We start from the raw sequence: 22,767 nt of genomic DNA, 5'->3' as shown, positions 1-22,767 counted from the left end.
GTTTCGTCCCCGTATCTTCCTTGGATCGCCGGCGCGTTGCTGGCCTGATGGGCGGACCGTTTCGTGCTCCTCCACGCGGCATCCCGACGAGGTTCTCCCGATGAACTTCACGATCCCCAGTTTCTCGCGCGAGCGGCGCTGGCTCCGTCTGAGCGTGCTGCTGCTGGCCACGGTGGCGCCGGCCGCGCAGGCGGTCAATTTCGAAAGCTACTACGGTCAGGCGGAGATGCGCGACGACGGCCAGGACGTCAAGGCCGCCAAGTTCTGCCCGGACGGCGGTTCGATCCTCGTCGGCACGCGTGCGCTGCCGGACGGCACCACCCAGGCGCTGGCCACGCGCATCCGCGACGACGGCACCACGCTCTGGCAGCGCGGCTACAGCGTCAACGGCAGCAAGCAGACCAGCGCGAACGCGGTGGTCGAGCTGAACGACGGCACCGGCTTCGCGCTGACCGGCTCGGTCCTGCGCGATCCGGGCGTCTTCATCTACGTCATGCGCATCGACTGCGAGGGCAAGGTCGCCTGGGCGACGCTGCTGCAGAACCAGAAGGAAGACTATCGCGCCGCCGGCTACGACATCATCCAGTCGGTCGACCGCGGCGCGCCGGCACCCTTCGGCGACCTGATCGTGGTCGGCGACGAGGTGACCGATCCGCGCAGCGGTTCGAGCTTCGGCCGCATCGCGCGCCTGACGGCCGCCGGTGCGGTGACCTGGAGCCAGGCCTACAGCCGCAGCGACATCGCGTTCGGTCTGCGCTTCCGCGCGGTCACCGAGAACCTGGCCGCCAGCGGCGCGCCGACCGACCTCGTGGTCGGCGGATCGGCGGCCGACGCCGGCACCTGGAACAGCGATCGCCGCGCGCTGATGTTCCGCGTCGACGGAGGCGGCACGCCGGTGTGCAACGCGATCCTCGGCCAGAAGGGCGAGAACACCGATTTCCAGGGCGTCACGCCGCTCAGCCTCGGCAACTACCGCGGCGAGACCGTGCTGGTCGGCTCGACCGGACGCGTCGACGCCCTCGCCGACGGCTATGCGGCGCGCTTCTCGGCGGCGAGCTGCTCGGTCAAGGCGCAATCGGAATGGATGGATCCGGAAGCCGGCAACGTGGTCGCCTACGATGTGGCCGAAGTGCGCGACGCCGACGGCGGCCCCGGCAGCGTCGCCGTCACCGGCACGCTGAGCGGCCATGCGACCTTCGGCTTCCTGCTGTCGGCGAGGCTGGCGGACCTCGGCCTGAACTCGCCGCCGGGTGCGCGCCTGTTCGGCACGCAGCGCGAGGCGCCGGAGAACCTGTACGCGATGGACGTGAAGTCCGACCGCTTCGTGCTGGCCGGCAGCACCTACGAGGACTGGGACGGCGTCGGCGATCCGCAGGACTTCTACTTCGTGCAGACCGATCCCGCGTTCAACACGATGTGCTCGAAGGTGTGGGAACCGCGCACGCCGGTGATCGACCTGCCGGCCAAGCGCTTCTCGCCGAAGGTGCTGCGCCTGCCCGAATACACGCGCGTGGAAGTGCGCGAACTCGACGCCGACGGCGAGGGCATCTGCTGCGAACGCGATCCGCCGCCGGAGCGCTGTCCCGGCGTCATCGACAACGGCACCGTGCAGCTGGGCGTGTCCAGCACCGGCTACCTCAACGTCGAATGCGATCCGCCAAATCCCTCCAGCGGCCGCTACGGCACCACCCTGGTCGGCCTGCGCCTGATGGAAACCAATGCCGACGCCTCGGCGCCGGGCTCGCCCTGCGAAGGCTGGGGCGTGGCCAGCGCGGACCTCGGCGTCACCGGCTACACCTCGCGCTGCAGCGGCACCGTCAACATGGCCGTCGGCAGCTTCTCCTACACGCTGTCATCGGCGGTATCGACGGTGACGATCGGCAACACCTTCCGCGTGACGCACCAGTACGACCCGACGCCGATCACGCCGTTCCTGTATCGCGTGGCCGTGACGATCGAGAACATCGGCAGCGTGCCGGTGCTCGACCTGCGCTACTCGCGCGGCGTCGACTACGACGTGGCGCCGAACGGGTTCTCCGAATACATCACGATCGCCGGCTCCGCCGCACCGTTCGTGATCGCCTCGTACGACAACGGCTTCAATTCGCCGAACCCGCTCGCCGCGCACAGCGGCTTCCCGGGTGATTTCGTCGACCGTGGCCCGGGCGATCTCGGCGCGTTCTTCGACCTGCAGCTCGGTACGCTCAAGGCCAACGAGAAGCGCACCTTCGTGACCTACTACGGCGCGGCGCCGGACGAGCTGAACGCGCTGAACGCGCTCGGCCTCGTCAGCGCGAGCGTCTATTCGCTCGGCCAGCCGGACTGGGACGGCAGTGGCGTGTGGCCGTGGTGGCCCACGGGCGCAGGCTTCGGCACGCTCGGTGCGACCACCGGAAAGCCGAACACTTTCATGTACGGCGTGGAATATCGCCGTCAATAGAACGCAGGAGCGGCAGCCGGCCGCCGTCCCGCCGAGGGGATGGCCACTGGCGGGATCGAGAAGGAATCCGCGAAGGAACGCGGGACTCGTCGGCCGCGTCGTGCAACCGCACGGCGCGGCCGAATCTTTTTCGACGTCACGATTTCCCCGTCTCCGACCCCGGCTCGCACCGGCCGGGGCCGGATCGGCGCCGTCTATTCGAAGCCGTCGGCGAAGAGGCGGTCGACGCTGTCGTTGCTCAGGCGCAGCACGGCGAGGTCGACCAGCGGCGAGTTGGTGTCGCGCATCACCGCGCCGGCCAGGATCGGGCGTCCGTCCGGCAGCAGGGTGAGGGCGCCGACGTCGCTGTAGACGCCGTCCGGTGCAAGGTCGGCCTCGAACACGCCGCCGTCGGCGAAGTCCGCATCGAGCTGGCCCGTCGGCGAGACGCGCAGGGCGAGATAGTTCTCGCGGCCGACCGGCGTGGCGTAGCTGACGCCGACCAGCAGCTTGCCGTCGCCCTGACGCACGAGCCCGGTCGCGTAGCGGTTCCAGGCGTCGGGCACCAGCGGGATGGTCTGGAAGCCGGGCGTGGTCGCGGCGCCGAACGCCGGGTCGGAAGCGCCGTCGGCGCCGATGCGGCCGAGCACGAGGTGCAGGCTGGATTCGCCCGCGTCGTAGTAGCCGGCGAACACGGCGCTGCCTTCGGGCTGCAGCAGCAGCTTGTTGACGCCGTTCAAGGTCGAGGCATGGTCTGGGATGTGGAATACGCGCCAGCCGGTGCCGGCGAACCCCGCATCGGGCAGTCCGTCGGCGTCCAGGCGCGCGATCGCGAAGTCGCCGCCCATGCCCTGGCCGTAGGCTTCGTACTGGCCGGCGACGAGGACGCGATCGTCCGGCGTCAGCGCCAGCGAGGTCAGATAGCCGGCCTGGCCTTCGACGCCGTCCCATTCGATCACGGCGCTGCCGTCGGCGGCCGGGCCGAAGCTGGAATCGGGACTGCCGTCCGCGTTCAGGCGCACCACCAGGCTGCTGTACTGGCCCGAGGTCACGCGTTCGCCGGCGGCGACGATGCGGCCCTGACCGTCGACCGCCAGCGCGTGCAGATACGTGGATGGCAGCACCACCAGGCCGTCGCTGCCGAAGACCGGGTCGAGCGCGCCGTTCGCGTCGAGCTTGACGACGAAGCCGCCGAGCGGTCCGAACGCCTCCGCGCTGCCGGCGGCGAGGATCGAGCCGTCGGCGAGCAGGCGGATGTCCTCGATGGTCTGCATCTGGTCGCCCGGCACGAGGTCGGGCAGCACGATCAGCCCCGCAATGCCGGCGGCGTCGACGAAGTCCGCGTCGGGACTGCCGTCGGCGTTCAGGCGCATCAGGGTGGCGCGCACGTGCGGATCGAACGGCGCGGTCGGCACGAACTTGTTGCGCGAGCCACCGAACAGCAGCTTGCCGTCGGGCTGCACGAGCGCGGCGCGCGTGCGCAGCTCGCGTCCCTCGATGTCGTCCAGCGCCAGGATGGCGACGCCATCGGCGCCGAAGCCGGGGTCGATCACGCCATCGGCGGCGGAACCGGGCAGGCTCGCCAGCAGGCCGAAGGAAGCGGCCGCGCCGAGCAGGGTATTTCGCAACGACATCGAGAATTCTCCGAGTGGAAACGCCGCGGCGAGGCTGCCCGCGGGTCGCAACGGATGCATGAAAGACTCGTCAAGGCCGCATTCGATTCGCATCAATGGGCCTGCAAGTGCCTGATTGCGTTCGGCGGTGCCGCGGAAGCCTGCGCTCAGCGCGGCGCGGGCGCGATCAGCAGGTCGGCCGGAATCTCGCGATCGCCGGCCAGCGCGCGGGCGCGGGTCAGGGCGATGCGCCACAGGTTCGGCTCGCCCAGCGCGTGGTAGACGCGCAGCTGCAGGACGGCGGATTCGTAGTCGCGCGCGGCCCAGATCGACACGCGCTCGGCCACCGCGCCGGCCTGGGCCAGCTCGTTCCTGCGCACCAGCCAGCCGGCGTAGGCGCGCGCCGCCTCGCGCAGGTCCAGCGGGATGCGCGTGGCGTCGGCCTCGCCGAGCGCCTGTGCATAGGTCTTGCCGGCGCTTGCGTCGTCGCCATTCGCGGCGGCGACTTCGGCGCGCGCCAGGGTCGCGTGGAAGCGGGCGGTGGCCGAGCCGTTGCGTTCGGCGAAGGCGCTCAGCGCGGCGAGCGCATCCGCGGCGGCGGCCGCGTGACCGGCGGCCAGGTGTGCGCGCACCCGCAGCAGGCCGACGCGGGCGCGCTCGTGCGGATCGTCGGCCACCGAGGTGAAACGCTGCTCGGCGAGATCGGCATCGTCGGCGGCCGTGCGCGCGTCGCCGCGCGCCAGCGCCCGTTCGGCGGCGAGCGTCGCGCCGCGCGCCAGGGCGACGCGGTCGTCGTCGCGCCGGGCCGCCTCCAGCACGCGCGCGAGGTCGTCGTCGAGCGTGCGCAGGCGTCCGTTCGCGGCCAGCACCTGCAGCCGCGTCAGCTCGCCGTTGCGCTGCCGCGCCGGATCGGACACCTGGCCGACGAGCTGGCGCAGGCGTGCGTCCAGCGCCAGCGCCTGGTCCGGCTCCAGCTGGGCCAGCTTGAGTTCGGCCACCGCGGTCAGCGCGTTGAGCTCCATCGCCTGCGCGCCAAACGTGGCGAAGCGGTCGGCCGAGCGCGTGAACGCGGCCTGCGCTTCGGCGTAGCGGCCGCGCAGCATGTCCAGCGCGCCGAGGTTGGAGTCGAGCACGGCCAGCGCAAGCAGGTTGCCGGCGCTCTCGAAGGCCACGCGCGCCTCGGACAGGTCGGCGAGCGCGGCGTCGGTGCGCTGGATCGCGCCGTAGTGCGCGGCGCGCCCGTTCAGCGCCTTGCCCAGCGCGTCCGGCGCCTGTTCGCGGCGCAGCAGCGCGATCGCCTGGTCGAAGCGTTGCTCGGCCAGCTCGTTGTCGTCGCGCTGTGCGGCGATCACGCCGAGGTTGCTGAGTGCGCGCGCGTGCAGGACCGGATCGCGTTCGGCCGAAACCGCGGCGGCGATCGCCTTGTAGCCGGCTTCGGCGGCGTCGAGGTTGCCGGCCTGGTGGTCGATCTGCGCCAGGCGCATGCGCACCTCGGGATTCTCGCGCTGCGCCGCCCCGGCGCCTTCGAGCAGCGCGCGCGCCGCGTCCAGACGTTCGCCGAGGATCGCCGCGTCGACCTGCGGCAGAAGGTTCGCCAGCGCCTGCGTGTCGGCGCCGCTGCCGCGGTCGACGGCCGGCGCGTAGCCGAGCTGCTGCGCCAGCCGGTCCGCCGCGATGCGTGCGGCGGCGAGCACGTCGGTGGCTTCGCCGGTCGCGCTCGCCGACGCATGCTCGCCGTGCACGATGCGCAGGGAAACGCGCCAGCGGCCGCCGCTCTCCTCCGCGCGCGCGTCGATGACGATGCCGGCGCCGGCGGTGCGGGCGAGCGCGGCGAAGTCGCCGCGGCGCGCGGCGTCCGCATGCGAGCCGGTCAGCGCGACCACGTTGTCGCTCGGCACCACCGGCACGCCGGCTGCGCGCAGCCGGGCCGCGATCAGATCCATCACGCCCAGCCGCACCCAGTCGTAGCCGGCGCCGGCGCTGGTCGCCACCGGCAGGACCAGCGCGACGCGGCTGCCGGCTTCGGTTGCCGATGGCGCCGGCGGCAAGGCGGTCCCGTGCATGCGCTGCCAGGCGATCCAGAACGCGGCGGCCAGTACGATCAGCGCCGCCGCGGCCAGCGCGATTCGCCGGGCCGCACGCCGCGAGTCCGGCGATCGGATTTCCGGCACGGTCGCCGCCGGCGCGTCCGTCTGCGTCGGTGCTGCCGGAACCGGCTCGGGCGCCGCCGCCGGTTCGGGCGGGCGCTCCTGCATCTCGTCGGCGACCTCGGTCGGCGCGACCCAGTGGTAGCCGAAGCGGAACACCGTGCGGATGTACTGCTGCTCCTTGCCGGTGTCGTCGAGCACGCGGCGCGCGGACAGCACGGTCTGGCCGAGCATGCCGTCGGTGATGTCGGCCTTGCCCCAGACCGCGGCGATCAGCTCGTCGCGGCCGACCGCGCGGTCGCGGTGCTCGACCAGGTAGACGATGCAGTCGAACGCGCGCGGCGGCACCGGCACCGGCACGCCGCCGCGCCGAAGTTCGCGCGTGGCCGGGTCGAGCTGGAATTCCCCGAAGCGGTGGATGCGAGCCATCACGCCAGTATCGCGTCATTCGCGCGGCGGCGGAACGTGGACGGGTGCTCGCGCCGCGCGCGTTCCCGCCGCCGCGCGGATCTTCTTCAGCGGTGCAGGTGGCCGGCCGCTTCCGGCTGGTAGCGGATCGCCGCGATGCGCAGCGCGGCCTCGCGTCCGCCCGGCATCGGCCAGCGGATCGAATCGCCCACGCGCAGGCCGAGGATCGCGCTGCCGACCGGCGCCAGCACCGAGACCTTGCCCGGATCGCCGTCCGCCTCGCGCGGATAGACCAGGGTCAGCTCGTATTCCTCGTGGTTGTTCTCGTCGACGACCTGGGCGGTCGAGTTCATCGTGACGACGTCGGCCGGCATCTGCTCCGGTTCGACGACCGAGGCGCGCGCGATCTCCGCGCGCAGCGCTTCCAGGCCCGGGAAATGGCGATGCGCCGGCGCGTCGAGCAGGGCTTCGATGCGTTCGAGGTCGAGGCTGGACATGACGATCGGGGGTGTTGCGGTGTTCATGGGTGCTCCGTGCGAGTGGATCGCTGCGAATGATTCGACGATCCGGGGACCGTAGCCGATCGCGGCGGCTTTCTCAAACCGGCGCCGCCGGGATCCCCGGCGGGCGCGTCGTCCTCGTGGATCGCCTTTCGACGGCCGCTGCGGAGTCGTCCGTTTGCGTCAGGCCGAGGAAAGATCGACGCCGATACGCGCTTTCGCGGGGATGACGCTTCCGGGTGCTTGGAGACTTCCGGCGGAGCGGCGCGTGGCGGCGTCAGGCGCGCGCGCGCGAACGCGGCTTGCGTGTGGGATGGGTGGCCTCGTGCGCGACGAGAAGGTCCCGCGGCAGCGTCTTGATCACCTCGGCCAGCTGCTGCAGCAGGCGGGCGATCGCCGAGCTGCGGCGCCACACCATGGCGATGCGCCGGTGCGGCGCGCGGCCGCGGAACTCGACCAGGCGGATGTCGGCGGAGGGCGCCACCGGCGGCCTCACGGCCAGCGCCGGCAGCAGGGTGATGCCGGCGCCGGCGGCGACCATCTGGCGCAGTGTTTCCAGGCTGGTCGCGCGGAATCCGCTGCGTTCGCCGGCGCCGGCGAGATGGCAGACCTCCAGCGCCTGGTCGCGCAGGCAGTGGCCCTCCTCGAGCAGCAGCAGGTTCTGCTCGGCCAGATCGCCGAGCCTGAGCGTCTCGTGCGTCGCCAGCCGGTGGCCTTCCGGCACCGCCAGCACGAAGTCTTCCTCGAACAGGAACTCCTGGTGCAGCTGCTCGTCGTGGATCGGCAGCGCCAGGATGCCGGCGTCGAGCTTTCCTTCGCGCAGCTGGCGCAGCACGACCTCGGTCTTCTCCTCGGTGAGCAGCAGTTCCAGGCGCGGGAAGCGCGCGCGGATCGCCGGGATCACGTGCGGCAGCAGGTACGGGCCGAGGGTCGGGAAGATGCCCAGGCGCACCGAGCCGGATTCCGGATCGGCGGTGCGGCGCGCGATCGAGCGGATCTGCTCGATCTCGTTGAGCACCTGGCGCGCGCGCTGCGCGATCTCGCGGCCGGTCTCGGTCAGCAGCACCTTGCGCGGCGTGCGCTCGACCAGGGCGACGCCGAGTTCGTCCTCGAGCTTCTTGATCTGCGTCGACAGCGTCGGCTGGCTGACGAAGCTGGCCTCGGCGGCGCGGCCGAAATGCTTGTGCTCGGCGAGGGCGACCAGGTACTGGAGATCGCGCAGGTTCATGAGGACGGCATGATGGCGTGAGCGGGGATGATGCGATCGTGGGCCGTGTCTCACAAGCGGGACCGGAACGCGCCGCCGGCGAAAGACGATCGCGCGCCGGGATTGCTCCCGGCGCGCGATCCCGAGGACGGCGGGGTCAGGCCGCCTTCTTCTCGGCGTCGGCCGCGACACCGTCGATCGGCGCGCGGATGAGGTGGTCGAACGCGGCCAGTGCCGCCTTCGCGCCTTCGCCCGCGGCGATGACGATCTGCTTGAACGGCGTCGTCGTCGCGTCGCCTGCCGCGAACACGCCGGCCATCGACGTGCGCCCGTGCGCGTCCACTTCGATCTCGCCGCGCGGCGACAGCGCCAGCGCGCCCTTGAGCCAGTCGGTGTTGGGCAGCAGGCCGATCTGCACGAACACGCCGGACAGTTCCAGATCGTGCGACTGGCCGCTGGCGCGGTCGGTGTACTTCAGGCCGGTGACCTTGCTGCCGTCGCCGACGACTTCGGTGGTCTGCGCACCGAGGATGACGTCGACGTTCGGCAGGCTGCGCAGCTTGCGCTGCAGCACCTCGTCGGCGCGCAGCTTCGAATCGAATTCCAGCACGGTCACGTGAGCGACCACGCCGGCGAGATCGATCGCCGCCTCGATGCCCGAGTTGCCGCCGCCGATCACCGCGACGCGCTTGCCCTTGAACAGCGGGCCGTCGCAGTGCGGGCAGTAGGTCACGCCCTTGGTGCGGTACTCGCTTTCGCCGGGCACGTTCATGTTGCGCCAGCGCGCGCCGGTGGCGAGGACGACGGTCCTGGATTTCAGCGCGGCGCCGCTGGCCAGTTCGACGCGCACGAGGTCGCCGTCGGCGACGAGCTTGTCGGCGCGCTGGCGGTTCACGATGTCGACGTCGTAGTCCTTCACGTGCGCCTCGAGCGCGGCGGCGAACTGCGAGCCTTCGGTGTGCGTGACGGAGATGTAGTTGGCGATCTCCATCGTGTCGAGCACCTGGCCGCCGAAACGCTCGGCGACGACGCCGGTGCGGATGCCCTTGCGCGCGGCGTAGATCGCCGCGGCCGCGCCGGCGGGGCCGCCGCCGACGACGAGCACGTCGTAGGGCGCGCGCGCGTCGAGCTTTTCCGCCTCGCGCGCGTCGGCGCCGCTGTCGAGCTTGGCGAGAATCTCTTCCACGCCCATGCGGCCCTGGCCGAATTCCTGGCCGTTGAGGAAGATCGCCGGCACCGACAGGATCTGCTTCTCGGTGACTTCCTGCTCGAACGTGGCGCCTTCGATCATCTCCACGCCGATGCGCGGATTGAGCGTGGCCATGAGATTGAGCGCCTGGACCACGTCCGGGCAGCTCTGGCAGCTCAGCGAGACGTAGGTCTCGAACTTGTACTCGCCGTCGAGCGCGCGGATCTGCTCGATCGTCTCCGGCGCGAGCTTGGGCGGATGCCCGCCGACCTGCAGCAGGGCGAGGATCAGCGAGGTGAACTCGTGGCCCATCGGAATGCCGGAGAAGCGCAGGTGGATGTCCTGGCCCGGCGTGCTCAGCGCGAACGAGGGCATGCGGATGCCCGGCTCGGCACGCTCGACGAGGCGGAACTGCGGCGACAGCCCGGCGATGTCGGTCAGCAGCTCGCGCAGCTCCTGCGATTTCTCGCCGCCGTCGAGCGCGGCGACGATGTCGACCGGGCGTTCGATCCTGGCGAAGTGCTCTTGCAACTGGGTCTTGATGCTGTCGTCCAACATGGCGTGGCTCCGTGGAATGCGGCGGGCGCGCTGCGCGCCCGCGAATCGAACCTTCCCTTTCCGCGTCTGCGGAAAGGTGGCGCGGCGGCGCCCGAAGAAGGCGGAGTGAGGCGTCTCACCCCGCCGGGGTCCTGCCGGCGATCCCTGCCGGTACGTCACCGGCGCGTCCGTGCGCCGGCCCTCTCCCGCGGACGGGAGAGGAAAGGTGGATCAGATCTTGCCGACGAGGTCGAGCGAGGGCTTGAGCGTCTTGGCGCCTTCCTGCCACTTCGCCGGGCACACTTCACCCGGATGCGAGGCGACGTACTGCGCGGCCTTGACCTTGCGCAGCAGCTCGCTGGCGTCGCGGCCGATGCCGTTGTCGTGGATCTCCAGCACCTTGATCTGGCCTTCCGGGTTGATCACGAAGGTGCCGCGCAGGGCGAGGCCTTCTTCCTCGATCAGCACGTCGAAGTTGCGCGCCAGCGTCGTGGTCGGATCGCCGACCAGCGGGTACTGCACCTTCTTGATCGCCTCGGAGGTGTCGTGCCACGCCTTGTGCGCGAAGTGCGTGTCGGTCGACACGCCGTAGACCTCCACGCCCAGCTTCTGGAATTCGGCGTAGTGGTCGGCGAGGTCTTCCAGTTCCGTCGGGCAGACGAAGGTGAAGTCGGCCGGGTAGAACACGACGACCGACCACTTGCCCTTCAGCGTGGCGTCGCTGACCTCGACGAACTTGCCGTTGTGGTACGCGGTCGCCTTGAAGGGTTTGATCTGGGTGTTGATCAGGGACATGGCTTGCTTCCTCTGTAGTGGTGGGTGGGGTGGGGAGAGAAGACGCCGGCTACTTTAGTGCCGGGATTTCGATTTGTACAATCAATTTATTCACATGAATTGATAGGTATTGCCTATTTATTGGTTCCGGCCGGAGGCCCGGTTGCCGACGGCCGCGAGCGGATCCATCCCGATGCGCCCGGGCACGGGCGCCGCGCTCCGCCGTCCTGTCGGGATGCGGTCGTGTTGCCGGCCAATCAAGCCGCCCCGTGACGCTGGCGACGAAAGCACCCGCTTCGCGCACGGCGCCGGCCTTCCGCCGGGACCATGCCGGGTACAGGAATGGCGCGGACAGGCTCTAAGATGCGCCGGCCGTGTCGGCGAGGGGAAGGGCGTCGGCACCCGGTGTCGGCGTCCGCTTTCGCGAACGCCAACCCCGCGGCCTGCAGCGCTCCGTTGCAACGGCCCACCGCCCGCACAAGGAGAGTCCATGCGTTCGTTCCTGCTTTGCCTCGCGCGTCTTGCGCTGTTGTCGATCGCCGCGGCCGCGCAGGCCGAACCCGAGGTACCGTCCGCGCTCGAACCGTGGCGCGCCTGGGTGCTCAATCAGCAGGAATTCCGCGCCTGTCCGCTGATCGCCGGCAAGGGCGGCGGGGATGCGTCCGATTTCCTGTGCGCGTGGCCCGGTGTGCTGAACGTCGCCGCCGACGCCGGCGGCGCGAACCTCGCGCAGCACTGGCGCGTCGATGCGGATTCCTGGATTCCCCTGCCCGGCGACACCGAGCACTGGCCGCAGAACGTCACGGTCGACGGCCAGTCCGCCGTGGTGGTCGATCGCGACGGGCCGATGCTCTGGCTGGCCGCCGGCAGTCACGAAGTCCGCGCGCGCATTCCCTGGCGCGAGCGGCCGCAGGGCCTGCGCGTACCGTCCACGGTGGGACTGGTCGCGCTCAGCGTCGACAGCAAGCCGGTGACGCCGGTGCAGCGCGACGGCGACGAACTGACGCTCGGCCGCGCCGGCACCGCGGCGCCGGAAGCCGACAGCCTGGAGCTTCGTGTCTACCGCCGCCTCGGCGACGGAATTCCGGCCCAGTTGCGCACCGTGATCGAGATCTACGCGTCCGGCCAGGCGCGCGAGGAAGTCATCGGCCCGGCCCTGCCCGAGGGTTTCGCACCGCTGGCCCTGGACGGCGAATGGCCGGCGCGGCTGGAGGCGGACGGCCGCCTGCGCGTGCGCGTGCAGCCGGGCAGCGACACCCTGACCCTGGACGCGCGCGCGACCGCGGCGCTGGTCGAAGCGACGGCACGCACCGGCGCCGCGCCGTGGCCGCAGCAGGAGATCTGGAGCTACGCCGCCGCGCCGCGCCAGCGCGTGACCGCGGCCAGCGGCGCGCTGCAGGTCGATCCGCATCAGGCGCAGGTGCCGTCCGACTGGCGCGAGCTGCCGGCGTTCGCGCTCGGTGACGGCGCCAAGCTGACGATCGAGGAGCGCTCGCGCGGCATCGCGCCGGACGAACGCAACCGCCTCACGCTGCGGCGCGAGATGTGGCTGGATTTCGACGGCGGCGGCTGGTTCGCGCGCGACCGCGTGCAGGGCGAGATGCTGCAGGGCTGGCGCTTCGACGCGGCCGCACCGTTCCTGCTCGAACGTGCGCAGGCGATCGGCGTCGGCCGCGACGGTGACGAATCGCTGCTGGTCACGAGCGGCGCCGGCGAATCGCTCAGCGGCGTCGAATGGCGCACGCCCAGCGTCGACCTCGCCGCCGGCCTGCGCGTGGCGCCGGCGCAGGCTTCGCTGCCGATCACCGGATGGCAGGACAGCTTCGATCGCGTCGACACCGTCCTGCACCTGCCCAACGGCTACAAGCTGCTCGGCGCGCCCGGCGCCGACCGCGCCGAGGGCAGCTGGATCTCGCGCTGGACCCTGCTCGACGTGTTCGTCGCGGCGGTGCTCGCGCTGCTGGCCTGGCGCCTGTTCGGCGCGCTGGGCGGCGTCGCCGCGATCGCCTATCTCGTGCTCGGCTACCAGGAGGCCGGCGCGCCGCTGTGGAGCCTGCTGGCGGTGCTCGCGCTGGCGCTGGTCGCGCGCGCGCTGCCGCAGGGCCGGCTGGCGACCACGGCCGAATGGCTGCGGCGTGCGGCCTTGCTGCTGCTGGTGCTGACCGCGCTGCCGTTCGTCGCGACCCAGCTGCGCTACGCGGTGTACCCGCAGCTGGAAAGCAGCGGCGACGTGTGGTTCGGCGTCGGCTTCGGCGGCGGCGACGCGCGCATGCGGCATCGCACGGCCCGCCCCGAGCCGCAGGCGCAGGAAATGGCCGACGAAGCGGCGGAGGTGGTGGCGCCGGCGCCCGCGGCCCCGCCGCCGCCGCCTTCTCCGATCGCCGGATCGGCCAAGGATTCGATCGGCTCCGCGGATCGGGAGAAGCTCGAAACGGTCACCGTCACCGGCTCGCGCATCCGCAAGCAGGACGTCATCGACCACTACAGCCAGTCGACGGTCGTGCAGACCGGCGCCGGCGAGCCGAGCTGGCAGCTCGGGCATCGCTACGAACTCGCCTGGAGCGGGCCGGTGCTGCCGAGCCAGGACGTGCGCCTGCTGATCGCGCCGCCGTGGCTGGTGCGTCCGCTGCGGCTGCTGCTGGTCGCGCTGCTGGCGTGGCTCGTCGTGCGTCTGCTCAGGCCGCGCCTGCGCGTGTCCGCGCCGGCGCCGCTGCTGATCGGCGCGCTGGCCTTCGGCCTGTTCGGAGCCGCAGCGCCGTCGCGCGCGCAGAGCTTCCCGCCGAACGATCTGCTCGACCAGCTGCGTGCGCGCCTGGTCGAGGCGCCGCGCTGCGCACCGGCCTGCGCGGCCATGGCCAAGGCCGAGATCGCGGCGCGCGGCGATGTGGTCGAGGTCGCGCTGGAAGTGCATGCGGCGGAGAAGGTCGCGGTGCCGCTGCCGTTCGACGAGAAGGCGCTGAGCCTGCGCAGCCTGCGCGTCGACGGCGTCGCGCAGGACGCAATCGCGCGCGACGGGGCGACGTTGTGGATCGCGCTGCCGCGCGGCGTGCATCGCGTCGAGCTGGCGTTCGGCACGGCGTTCGACAAGATCGCGCTGGCGTTCGCACTGAAGCCGATGCGCGTGCAGTTCGCCGGCGAGGGCTGGGAATCGAGCGGCCTGGCCGAGGACCGCCTGCTCACCGAGACGCTGACCCTGGCGCGTTCGCGTGCCGGCGGCGAGACGGCGGCGGCCGTCGGCGCGCAGCAGTTCGCGCCATTCGTGCGCGTGCGGCGCACGCTGACGCTCGGCCTGGACTGGGAATCGCAGACCACGGTCGAACGCATGGCGCCGCAGCAGGGCGGGTTCACCGTGCGCGTGCCGGTGCTGCCGGGCGAGCACGTCGACAGCCCCGGCGTGAAGGTCGAAGGCGGCCGCATCGACGCCGCGATCGCCGACGGGCAGTCGGGCACGGTCTGGCACGCCAAGCTCGACAAGGCCGAGACCCTGAGCCTGACGGCGCCGCCGCTCGGCGACCGCGCCGAGGTCTGGCAGGTCGTGGTCAGCCCGACCTGGCACGTCGAGTTCTCCGGCATCGCCGAAGCCGTCGCCGCCGAGGGCAGCGACGCCGCCGACTACCACGGCTTCGAGTTCCACCCGCTGCCGGGCGAGACGCTGAGCCTGAAGATCACGCGGCCGGCCGCCGCGCAGGGCGCCACGCGCGCGATCGACCGCGTGAGCCTGGACCACGAGATCGGCCAGCGCGCGGCCACGTCCACCCTGTCGCTGACGATGCGCGCCAGCCAGGGCGGCGAGCACTCGATCGCGCTGCCGGTCGGCGCCGAGCTGCTCGGCGTGACGCGCAACACGCAGACGCTGAACCTGCGCCTGCGCGACGGACGGCTGAGCCTGCCGCTGGTGCCGGGCATGCAGACGTTCCAGATCCGCTTCCGCGAAGACGCGCCGCTCGCCGTGCGCGCGTCGACGCCGTCGATCGCGCTGGGCCTGCCGGCGGCGAACATCGCGCTGGATCTGCAGCTGCCGATGGATCGCTGGCTGCTCGCCACCTGGGGGCCGCCGGCGGGACCGGCCGTGCTGTACTGGGGCGAGCTGGCGGCGATGCTGCTGGTCGCGTTCGCGCTGTCGCGGCTGCGGCACTCGCCGCTGAAGCCGTGGCAGTGGGTGCTGCTCGGCCTGGGTTTCTCCACGTACTCGTGGCCGGCCCTGCTGCTGGTGGTGGCGTGGCTGTACGCGCTCGACTGGCGCGCGCGGCGCGAACCGCCGGTGTCGGCGCACCGCTTCAACCTGCTGCAGGTCGGACTGGCCGTGCTGACGGCGGTCGCGCTGCTGTGCCTGTTCGACTCGATCCGGCACGGCCTGCTCGGCTATCCCGACATGCACGTCGTCGGCCATGGATCGAGCGCACAGGGCTTGCGCTGGTTCGCCGACCGCAGCACCGATGCGCTGCCGGTGGCGCACGCGATCAGCCTGCCGCTGTGGGCCTACCAGCTGGCGATGCTGGCCTGGGCGTTGTGGCTGGCCAGCGCGCTGATCGGCTGGCTGCGCCGCGGTTTTGCCGCATGGACCCGCGGCGGCTACTGGCGCGCGCTGCCGAAGAAGCCGGCCGCCGACGCGGCAGCGCAAACGCCGCCGTCGCCGTGAGCACGGTCCGGCAACTGCTCGCCGACGGCGCCGCCGCGCTGGCCGGCGAGGACGCGCGCTTCGAGGCCGAACTGCTGCTCGCGCAGGTACTCGGCCGCACGCGTGCGTGGCTGTTCGCCTGGCCGGAGTTCGAGCCGGACGAAGACCGGTGCGCCGCATACGCGCAGCTGGTCGGGGCGCGCCGCGCAGGCCAGCCGGTGGCGTACCTGACCGGGCGGCGCGAGTTCTGGTCGCTCGATCTGGCGGTGTCGCCGGACGTGCTGATCCCGCGTGCGGAAACCGAGTTGCTGGTCGAGCTGGCGCTGGCGAAGATCGCGCCCGAGGACGCCGCGGCCGTGGCCGATCTGGGTACCGGTTCCGGCGCGATCGCGCTGGCACTGGCGCGCGAACGTCCGCGCGCGCGCGTGCTCGCCACCGACGCCAGCGCGCAGGCGCTGGCCGTGGCGCGCGCGAACGCGCAGCGCCTGGGCATCGACGTCGAATTCGCGCAGGGTGACTGGTGCGCCGCGCTCGGCGAAAGGCGTTTCGACGTGATCGTCTCCAATCCGCCGTACATCGAGGCCGCCGATCCGCATCTCGCGCGCGGCGACCTGCGCTTCGAGCCGGCTGCCGCGCTGGCGTCCGGGGCGGACGGCCTCGATGCGATCCGCACGATCGCCGCGGGCGCGCGCGAGCGCCTGCGCGGCGGCGGATGGCTGCTGCTCGAACACGGTTACGACCAGGGCAGCCGCGTGCGCGACCTGCTGTCCGCGCACGGCTACGTCGCGGTGTCGACGCAGCGCGATGTCGAGGATCGCGAGCGCGTCACGCTGGGGCAGTCCGGCACCTGACTCCGCGTCGTCGCGGCCGCGCCGCGCGCGCGTCAGATCGCGCTGCGCAGCGCCGGTGCGAGCAGCAGGTGGCCGAAGCGGTTGCGCACGGCGGCTTCGATGCCGGCCGCGTCCAGGCCGTCGACGGCCAGCAGCTCCTCGCGGCTGGCGTGTTCGAGAAAACGGTCGGACAGGCCCAGCTGCAGCGTCGGCACCTGCACGCCGTGCGCCGCGAGCAGTTCCAGCACGCCGCTGCCGGCGCCGCCGGCGACCGCGTTGTCCTCGATCGTGACCAGTGCGGCGTGCGAATGCGCCAGCTCGAGAATGGCGGCCTCGTCGAGCGGCTTGACGAAGCGCATGTTGACCAGCGTGGCGTCGAGCGCCTCGGCAACCTTCGTGCACGGCGCGACCATCGCGCCGAATGCGAGCAGGGCGATGCCGTGGCCGCGACGGCGCACCTCGGCCTTGCCGACGGGCAGGGTCGCCAGTTCCTTGGAAACCGCCACACCCGTGCCGGTGCCGCGCGGATAGCGCACCGCCGCCGGGCCCTCGTGCAGGAAACCGGTCGTCAGCATGCGGCGGCATTCGTCCTCGTCGGCCGGCGCCATCACCAGCATGTTCGGGATGCAGCGCAGGTAGCTCAGGTCGAAACTGCCGGCGTGGGTCGCGCCGTCCGGGCCGACCACGCCGGCGCGGTCGATCGCGAACAGCACGTCCAGGTCCTGCAAGGCGACGTCGTGGATCAGCTGGTCGTAGGCGCGCTGCAGGAACGTCGAATAGATCGCCACCACCGGCTTGGCGCCTTCGCAGGCCATGCCGGCGGCGAGCGTGACGGCGTGCTGCTCGGCGATGCTGACGTCGAAGTAGCGCTGCGGGTATTCCTTGGAGAAGCGCACCAGGCCCGAGCCTTCGCGCATCGCCGGGGTGATGCCCTGCAGGCGCGGATCGGCCGCCGCCATGTCGCACAGCCAGTCGCTGAAGATCTCGGTGTAGGTCGGCTTCGACGCGCCGGCCTTCTTGGCGACGCCGGCGACCGGGTCGAACGGACCGACCGCGTGGTACTCGATCTGCTCGCGCTCGGCCGGCGCGTAGCCCTTGCCCTTGGTGGTGACCACGTGCAGCAGCTGCGGGCCCTTCAGCTCCTTCAACGTGCGCAGCGTCGAAACCAGCAGCGGCAGGTCGTGGCCATCGATCGGGCCGGTGTAGTGGAAGCCGAGTTCCTCGAACAGCGTCGACGGCACGAACATGCCCTTGGCGTGCTCTTCCCAGCGCTTGACGAAGCGCCACCAGAAGCCGCCGCGCTTCATCATCTTCTTGCCGCCTTCGCGGATGCGGTTCAGCGTGCGGCTGGCCATCAGGCGCGCCAGCATCTGCGTCAGCGCGCCGACGTTCTCGCTGATCGACATCTGGTTGTCGTTGAGGATGACCAGCATGTCCGGATCGATCGCGCCGCCGTGGTTGAGCGCCTCGAACGCCATGCCGGCGGTCATCGCGCCGTCGCCGATCACGGCGACGATCTTGCGCGCGTCGCCGCCCTGGCCTTCGTCGCGCTGCGAGGCCAGCGCCATGCCGAGCGCGGCCGAGATCGACGTCGACGAGTGTCCGACGCCGAACGCGTCGTACTCGCTTTCCTCGCGGCGCGGGAATGGCGCGACGCCGTCCTTCTTCTTGACCGTGGTGATGCGGTCGCGGCGGCCGGTGAGGATCTTGTGCGGGTAGCACTGGTGGCCGACGTCCCAGACCAGGCGGTCGCGCGGCGTCTCGTACAGCCAGTGCAGGGCGACGGTCAGCTCGATCACGCCGAGGTTGGCGCCGAAATGGCCGCCCGAGGTCGCGACCGACTCGATCAGATAGGCGCGCAGTTCGCGCGCGATGTCGCCCAGTTCGGATTCCGGAAAGCGGCGCAGGTCCGCCGGCGAGTCGATGCGGGCGAGGCGTGGATAGCGTTGGCTGTCGATCATCCGGCTATTTTCGGACTGCCGGGCCGCCGGGGCAAGGAAACGACGGTGACGCGGGCGCGGAAGCCGTCCCGGCGGGCCGTTCAGCGAGCGCCGGTCTCGGCGAGGTAGCGCTGCAGGTAGTCGTCGAAGCGGGTGTCGTGCAGATGGCCGCCGAGCCGGTAGGGCGGGTCGTAGGAGAAGTCGAAGCGGTAGCTGCCGTCGCGCTCGACGGTCAGGTCGCAGACGGTCCAGTACTGGCCCTTCTGCGCGTGCATGATGTCGGCGATGCGCTTGAAGCCGTTCTTGGCGGCGCGCGAGATGCGGAAATCGACGATCTCCGGCTCGCCGCCGGGCTTGGTCGCGACGGCGAAGGCGATCGTGCTCGCCTCCGGCTCGGCGGTGTGCAGCAGCGACTCGTGGTTGACGACGAGGCGGCGCCAGTCGCGCTCGCCCCACTCGCCGTCCATGACGTCGGTGACGCTGCCGGCGACGGCCTGCACAGTTTCGGCGTAGGCCTGGTTCAAGTCGTCCATCGGGTCGCGCCGCTTACTTGTTGGGGAATTCGTGCTCGATCCAGCGGCCGCCGTCGGTGCGGTATTCCGCGACGAAGTTGTCGGGGCGGCTGCTGAGGTTGCCCGGATTGTACTCGGGGCTCACGCGTATCTCCACGGCGTGACCCTGCTCGCGCAGCTCGGCGATCGTGTTCTCGAAGCGCTTGTAGGCGCCGTTGTTGAGGTTGGGCAGGCCGTCGCCGATCGGCTTGCCGTTGCCCGGCACGACGTTCAGGCGGTTGGTCGGGCCGCCGAAGCGGTCGGCGATGATGTGGAAGCCGACGTCGGTGTCGCGGCCTTCGTTGCCGATCGCGGTCTGCAGCTTCGGATCGTTGCGGCCGACCGGGGTCAGCTCGACCTTGCCCTCGGCGCGGATCACGCGGCCCTGCGCGTCGGTGGTCCAGCGGAAGTCGCCGAACTGGTACACGCTGTTGGGCTGCGCCGCGTTCGCCGCGGCGTTGAAGTCGTCGAACGAATCGAAGTCGAGCAGCTTCTTGCCGCCGATCGTGGTGCCGGTATCGGCGCGGCTGACGATTTCCGCCACGTCGTCGCTGCCGGCCGTGGCACGCGCCGCGGCGGCCTCGTCGGCCCCGCGCGCGACCTTGCCCGCGTCGGCGGCGCCATCGGCCCCGCGCGCGGCCTTGCCGGCGTCGCCGGCCGCGTCCAGCACGCGCGCCGCGTCGGCCGCCTTGTCCAGCGCATTGGCGCCTTCGCCGATCCGCGCCACCGCGTTGGCGCCCTGCGCGCCCTTGATCGCCGCGTTCGCCTCGCCCGCGCCGATCAGCAGGCTGCCGATGTCCACCACCCCGCGACCGACGAACTTTGACCAGTCGCCCTGCGCCGCCGCATCCTGATAGCCGGCCGTCACCCCGTTCCACAGCGCCTTGGCCGTGTTCAGGTTGCCGTCCGTGTTGGTGATCCACGCCGTCGGGCTGGCCAGGTTGCCCAGGGTCTCGGCCGCCTTGCCCACGTTCTCCAGCCGCTGCAGGTTCTCGCCGCCGTGGGTGGCCCACTCCAGCGGATTGACCAGCTTGCTGGCGCCGTCGGCCAGCTGCACCACGCCCTTGCCCATGTCGTACACGGCCAGGCCCGCGCCCTCGACCACGCCGATCGAGTTGGACACGTTCTCGGCCAGCGCCTTGCCGACGATGCCGCCGTGTTCCTCGCCGAACTCGACCAGGTCCTGGCGGAAGCCGTCGACGGCCTTCTCGGCGCCTTCGACCGCGCCGTCGATCTTGCCGCCGACCCAGTCCTTGGCTTGGTCGATGTCGTCGAGACGGTCGCCGACGAAGTCCTGCGCGCCCTTGAGCGCGTCCGCGCCGGCGTCGACCGCGTCTTCGGCCGTGTTCTTGACCCAGGATGCCGCGCCGCTGATCACACTGCCGATGCCCATGTCGTCGTCCTCGCGGGGATCGAGTCGGCGTCGCGCCGACGGAAGGATGGGCGGAGTGTGGTCGCCGCGGCGCGCGCGGACCATTCGGGCAAACCCTAGATCAGCAACGCAAGTGCGCAATATTTCTGCAATATTTCCGACCCGGCCGCTTCGGCCCGGAGGCGCCGCCGCTATTGGCCGCGGCGCAGGATGGTCAGTCCGATCAGCCGCGAGACGACCAGGGCGAGGTACATCACGCCGGTGAAGATCTCCAGGCTCGCCAGCGCGCGCGCGAAGCCGCTCAGCGGAATCACGTCGCCGATGCCGGTGCTCGACAGCAGGACGAAGCTCATGAACAGCAGTTCGGTCCAGCTGCGCGGCGCGCCCGGGTTGACGGCGCCGCCGAACGCGTCGGGCTGCAGCAGCTGGCACAGCACGAACAGATAGGTGAAGGCCCAGGCCAGCAGGGTGAAGGTGGCGCCGGCGGCGAACAGTTCGTCGCTGGTCGCGCGGCGGTCGGCGAGCATGTAGCGGATCAGGCAGCCGGCAGCATAGAAGTAGAACAATGCTTCGAGCGCGGCCGACCAGACGCGCAGGGCCGGCAGGTCGAGCACGCTTTCGGCCAGGTCGATCAGCAGCACCGGTGCGGCGATGCCGGCACTGATCCACGCGCGGCCCGCGCTTCGCTGCACCATCCACACCGCCAGCCCGAGCACGATCACGCCGAAGCCGCGCAGCATCGCGGTGCCGCCCGGCGTCTGCTCGAGCAGCGGATAGATCATCAATCCGGTCAGCTGCACCAGCAGCAGGATCGCCGACGGATGCCGGTTCAGCCGCACGAGCCAGCGCAGGCGCGCGAAGTTCGGCGTGGCCGGCGCGGCTTCGTCGCTTGCGGGAGGCGTCATCGATGCGGCGGCGAACTAGCTCGCGTGCCGGTTCTTCGGCAGGTGGCTGACCAGAAATTCCATCTGGTCGGCCAGGATATTGCGGTTGGACAGGATCAGATGCTCGACCCAGCTCGGGCGGTACGGCACCGCCAGCAGCGGCATGCCGGCCTGCTGCGGCGTGCGGTTGCCCTTGCGGACGTTGCACGACCAGCACGCGGTGACGACGTTGGTCCAGATGTCGCGGCCGCCCTTGGAGACCGGAACGACGTGGTCGCGCGTCAGCTCGCCGCGATGGAAGTGTTCGCCGCAGTACAGGCACAGCATGCGGTCGCGCGCGAACAGCGCGACGTTGGTCAGCGCCGGTGCCGGATCGATCGCCGCCGGGCGCGCATGGCCGGTGCTGGCGACGATCGGGTGCAGTTCGATGCGGCTCTGCTCGCCGGTCAGGCGGTTCATGCCGCCGCGGATGGTCAGGCAGGCGTCGCCGAGCGTCCAGGCGACCGCGCCGCGCACGTACAGGCAGACGGCGTCCTGCCAGCTCATCCAGTCGAGGATGCGACCGGTCGAGTCCAGCGACAGCACGCGGGTGCTGTGGATGTCGCCCAGGCTACGCACTTCAGCAAGCATCGCGCCTCCGTTGCGGGGCGGCGGCAGATCCGCCGCACCATCGAACACGTACCTGGCCGCGGAGCATAGAACAAATAGTTGACGCTTGGATAACTGCTCTACGGAAGGTGCGACCAGGGACAGTCGCTCCGGACTTCCAGGCAGCATGGACCATCCCGGGAAATCGTCCGCCGTTCGAAGCCACGATCACGAACGATCGCAAAAGCTAGACCCTCTTGGCCATGCGCAGCAGGTCGGTGCCGAAACCGCGGCGCTCGTACAGCGCCCGCGCGCGCTCGTTGCCGGGGAACACCGCCAGGGTGAGATGCCGGCAGCGGTGCTGTCTGGCCCAGCCCTCGGCGAAGCGCAGCAGGGCACTGCCGATGCCGTGCCCCTCGTGCGCGGGCGCGACGGCGAGGTCGGCGATGTGGCAGTTCTGCGCCGCGGTGAAGTGGTCGGTCACCGTCTGCAGGTGCAGGAAGCCGGCGCGTTCGCCGTCCTCGTTCTCGGCGACGAACACGTACGAGCCGGGCGGCTGCTCGCGCAGGTGGCGCGCGAGGTCGTCGCGAATGCCGGCTGCGCACTCGCCGCGGCGGCGCCACGGCGGCAGCTCGAATTCGACGAAGCGGCCGACCAGGCCGAGGATGAAATCGTCGTCGTCGGCCCGGGCCAGACGGACATGCGTCTTGACGAAGGAATCCATGGCGGGATTGCGAAGACCGGCACGTCCCTGTGCCGCGTGTGCGTGGAAGTTTCCCGCGTTACCGGCCGGCGGCCTTGTTCTTGATCAGACCGATGATCGCCGTGACGATCGCGCCGGCGGCGCCGCCGCCGACGAGGTTGCCGGCGATCGCGCCGATGTCGAGGCCGCCGCCCGCGCCCTGCAGCATCGGCAGGGCGATCTGCAGCAGCTGGCCGAGCACGCCGCCGCCGATGGCACCCGCGATCGTGTTGCCGGCTCCGCCGAGACTGACGTTCTTCGACGCGGCCCCCGCCGCATTGCCGCCGATCGCGCCGGCGATGATCTGGATGATCAACGGAAGATACTGTTCCATGCCTGACCCCTCTGTAGTCGGTTGGACATCGGAGCTTCGGCGCGCTCCCTCGACAGACTTTCCCGCTACTGCGCAACGACGGCGGCCGATCCCCGGCGGCATCCTAGCACCGCC

16 protein-coding genes are annotated in these 22,767 nt (G+C 71.2%); 3 read left to right on the top strand and 13 right to left on the bottom strand.

The genetic code is table 11. The features are described from left to right. Positions 1 to 100 precede the first annotated feature (100 nt). Entirely contained in the window at positions 101 to 2,440 is a 2,340-nt protein-coding gene (locus tag ACFO6Q_RS03095) for a hypothetical protein (protein ID WP_380019048.1), read from the top strand. Positions 2,441 to 2,634: 194 nt separating this feature from the next. Here ACFO6Q_RS03095 and ACFO6Q_RS03090 read toward each other — a convergent pair whose 3' ends face one another. From ACFO6Q_RS03090 to ahpC, 6 genes are all read right to left on the bottom strand, one after another. Then, entirely contained in the window at positions 2,635 to 4,053 is a 1,419-nt protein-coding gene (locus ACFO6Q_RS03090; RefSeq protein WP_380019047.1) for a hypothetical protein, read from the bottom strand. Positions 4,054 to 4,199: 146 nt separating this feature from the next. Continuing rightward, complete coding sequence (locus ACFO6Q_RS03085; protein ID WP_380019046.1) at positions 4,200 to 6,608, bottom strand: winged helix-turn-helix domain-containing protein; 2,409 nt, start codon at positions 6,606 to 6,608, stop codon at positions 4,200 to 4,202. A gap of 86 nt (positions 6,609 to 6,694) precedes the next feature. Beyond that, positions 6,695 to 7,111 carry a nucleoside diphosphate kinase regulator gene (gene rnk, locus ACFO6Q_RS03080; protein WP_380019045.1) on the bottom strand — a complete coding sequence of 139 codons (417 nt, stop codon included), beginning with the start codon at positions 7,109 to 7,111 and terminating at the stop codon, positions 6,695 to 6,697. Between the two features lie 253 nt (positions 7,112 to 7,364). Further along, a complete protein-coding gene (gene oxyR / locus ACFO6Q_RS03075) occupies positions 7,365 to 8,315 on the bottom strand; it encodes a DNA-binding transcriptional regulator OxyR (RefSeq protein ID WP_380019044.1) in 951 nt (316 codons plus the stop codon). A gap of 136 nt (positions 8,316 to 8,451) precedes the next feature. Then, positions 8,452 to 10,041, bottom strand: a complete 1,590-nt coding sequence (ahpF, locus tag ACFO6Q_RS03070) for an alkyl hydroperoxide reductase subunit F (RefSeq protein WP_380019043.1) — start codon at positions 10,039 to 10,041, stop codon at positions 8,452 to 8,454. Between the two features lie 210 nt (positions 10,042 to 10,251). Continuing rightward, on the bottom strand, positions 10,252 to 10,815 hold the full coding sequence (ahpC, locus tag ACFO6Q_RS03065) for an alkyl hydroperoxide reductase subunit C (RefSeq protein WP_380019042.1): 564 nt from the start codon (positions 10,813 to 10,815) through the stop codon (positions 10,252 to 10,254). A gap of 469 nt (positions 10,816 to 11,284) precedes the next feature. On the opposite strand from ahpC, the gene ACFO6Q_RS03060 reads away from it, so the two are divergent. Together ACFO6Q_RS03060 and prmC are read left to right on the top strand one after the other, a co-directional pair. After that, a complete protein-coding gene (locus ACFO6Q_RS03060; RefSeq protein WP_380019041.1) occupies positions 11,285 to 15,433 on the top strand; it encodes a hypothetical protein in 4,149 nt (1,382 codons plus the stop codon). Beyond that, positions 15,430 to 16,263, top strand: a complete 834-nt coding sequence (gene prmC / locus ACFO6Q_RS03055) for a peptide chain release factor N(5)-glutamine methyltransferase (protein WP_380019040.1) — start codon at positions 15,430 to 15,432, stop codon at positions 16,261 to 16,263. The genes ACFO6Q_RS03060 and prmC overlap by 4 nt, the downstream gene beginning before the upstream one ends. 32 nt (positions 16,264 to 16,295) lie before the next feature. On the opposite strand, the gene dxs is transcribed toward prmC, so the two are convergent. From dxs to ACFO6Q_RS03020, 7 genes are all read right to left on the bottom strand, one after another. After that, complete coding sequence (gene dxs / locus ACFO6Q_RS03050; RefSeq protein ID WP_380019039.1) at positions 16,296 to 18,203, bottom strand: 1-deoxy-D-xylulose-5-phosphate synthase; 1,908 nt, start codon at positions 18,201 to 18,203, stop codon at positions 16,296 to 16,298. Between the two features lie 80 nt (positions 18,204 to 18,283). After that, entirely contained in the window at positions 18,284 to 18,715 is a 432-nt protein-coding gene (locus tag ACFO6Q_RS03045) for a hypothetical protein (RefSeq protein WP_380019038.1), read from the bottom strand. 13 nt (positions 18,716 to 18,728) lie between these two features. Beyond that, complete coding sequence (locus ACFO6Q_RS03040; RefSeq protein WP_380019037.1) at positions 18,729 to 20,126, bottom strand: DNA/RNA non-specific endonuclease; 1,398 nt, start codon at positions 20,124 to 20,126, stop codon at positions 18,729 to 18,731. Between the two features lie 170 nt (positions 20,127 to 20,296). Continuing rightward, positions 20,297 to 21,010: an ion channel gene (locus ACFO6Q_RS03035; protein ID WP_380019036.1), complete on the bottom strand. Its 714-nt coding sequence runs from the start codon at positions 21,008 to 21,010 to the stop codon at positions 20,297 to 20,299. Between the two features lie 15 nt (positions 21,011 to 21,025). Beyond that, positions 21,026 to 21,619, bottom strand: a complete 594-nt coding sequence (locus tag ACFO6Q_RS03030; RefSeq protein ID WP_380019035.1) for an HNH endonuclease — start codon at positions 21,617 to 21,619, stop codon at positions 21,026 to 21,028. A 205-nt stretch (positions 21,620 to 21,824) separates the two neighbouring features. Further along, complete coding sequence (locus ACFO6Q_RS03025) at positions 21,825 to 22,301, bottom strand: GNAT family N-acetyltransferase (RefSeq protein ID WP_380019034.1); 477 nt, start codon at positions 22,299 to 22,301, stop codon at positions 21,825 to 21,827. 58 nt (positions 22,302 to 22,359) lie between these two features. Beyond that, positions 22,360 to 22,653: a hypothetical protein gene (locus ACFO6Q_RS03020; protein WP_380019033.1), complete on the bottom strand. Its 294-nt coding sequence runs from the start codon at positions 22,651 to 22,653 to the stop codon at positions 22,360 to 22,362. Positions 22,654 to 22,767: the final 114 nt, after the last annotated feature.

The organism is Dokdonella ginsengisoli, from assembly GCF_042652785.1.
Taxonomy (GTDB): Bacteria; Pseudomonadota; Gammaproteobacteria; order Xanthomonadales; family Rhodanobacteraceae; genus Dokdonella_A; species Dokdonella_A ginsengisoli.
Note: the sequence above shows the minus strand (reverse complement) of the source record. Positions and strands in the feature narration are given on the sequence as shown.

Bases quoted from the DNA above. Each gene is read 5' to 3' on its own strand.
- ACFO6Q_RS03095 (WP_380019048.1), top strand. From the start codon at position 101: ATGAACTTCACGATCCCCAGTTTCTCGCGCGAGCGGCGCTGGCTCCGT.
- ACFO6Q_RS03090 (WP_380019047.1), bottom strand. From the start codon at position 4,053: ATGTCGTTGCGAAATACCCTGCTCGGCGCGGCCGCTTCCTTCGGCCTG.
- ACFO6Q_RS03085 (WP_380019046.1), bottom strand. From the start codon at position 6,608: ATGGCTCGCATCCACCGCTTCGGGGAATTCCAGCTCGACCCGGCCACG.
- rnk (WP_380019045.1), bottom strand. From the start codon at position 7,111: ATGAACACCGCAACACCCCCGATCGTCATGTCCAGCCTCGACCTCGAA.
- oxyR (WP_380019044.1), bottom strand. From the start codon at position 8,315: ATGAACCTGCGCGATCTCCAGTACCTGGTCGCCCTCGCCGAGCACAAG.
- ahpF (WP_380019043.1), bottom strand. From the start codon at position 10,041: ATGTTGGACGACAGCATCAAGACCCAGTTGCAAGAGCACTTCGCCAGG.
- ahpC (WP_380019042.1), bottom strand. From the start codon at position 10,815: ATGTCCCTGATCAACACCCAGATCAAACCCTTCAAGGCGACCGCGTAC.
- ACFO6Q_RS03060 (WP_380019041.1), top strand. From the start codon at position 11,285: ATGCGTTCGTTCCTGCTTTGCCTCGCGCGTCTTGCGCTGTTGTCGATC.
- dxs (WP_380019039.1), bottom strand. From the start codon at position 18,203: ATGATCGACAGCCAACGCTATCCACGCCTCGCCCGCATCGACTCGCCG.
- ACFO6Q_RS03045 (WP_380019038.1), bottom strand. From the start codon at position 18,715: ATGGACGACTTGAACCAGGCCTACGCCGAAACTGTGCAGGCCGTCGCC.
- ACFO6Q_RS03040 (WP_380019037.1), bottom strand. From the start codon at position 20,126: ATGGGCATCGGCAGTGTGATCAGCGGCGCGGCATCCTGGGTCAAGAAC.
- ACFO6Q_RS03035 (WP_380019036.1), bottom strand. From the start codon at position 21,010: ATGACGCCTCCCGCAAGCGACGAAGCCGCGCCGGCCACGCCGAACTTC.
- ACFO6Q_RS03030 (WP_380019035.1), bottom strand. From the start codon at position 21,619: ATGCTTGCTGAAGTGCGTAGCCTGGGCGACATCCACAGCACCCGCGTG.
- ACFO6Q_RS03025 (WP_380019034.1), bottom strand. From the start codon at position 22,301: ATGGATTCCTTCGTCAAGACGCATGTCCGTCTGGCCCGGGCCGACGAC.
- ACFO6Q_RS03020 (WP_380019033.1), bottom strand. From the start codon at position 22,653: ATGGAACAGTATCTTCCGTTGATCATCCAGATCATCGCCGGCGCGATC.